Origin of the sequence: Escherichia sp. AM3, assembly GCF_032029835.1 — a bacterium.
Classification (GTDB): domain Bacteria; phylum Pseudomonadota; class Gammaproteobacteria; order Enterobacterales; family Enterobacteriaceae; genus Escherichia; species Escherichia coli.
Map to the genome: position 1 here is coordinate 1 of NZ_JAVUPQ010001089.1, position 259 is coordinate 259.

The window sequence follows — 259 nt, forward strand, 5'->3', positions numbered from 1 at the left end:
TTCAGGAAGCCTGTACAGTTGCCTGAAAGTGTTCGCGGGTCAAGTCAACCCTGGAGTAAACCAAGCCCGTCAATCAGTGCGCCGCGCCACCATGCGTAATCGTGACCCCCGGTATACATTGCGCAATGGCTGTCGACGCCAGCGGTAAGCAACTGCTGATGCAGCCGCTGAACGTGGGGTACCGTCGAACCTTCCAGCGATCCCACGCACAGGCGGATGCGCACGCCCTGCGGCGGGGCAGAAAGCAGATGTTCGCTCA

At 60.2% G+C, this 259-nt stretch carries 1 protein-coding gene; it reads right to left on the bottom strand.

The genetic code is table 11. The features are described from left to right. Window positions 1-44 precede the first annotated feature (44 nt). A partial coding sequence (locus RTW80_RS29835; RefSeq protein ID WP_312721764.1) for an alpha/beta hydrolase-fold protein occupies window positions 45-259 on the bottom strand: 215 nt, incomplete at its 5' end.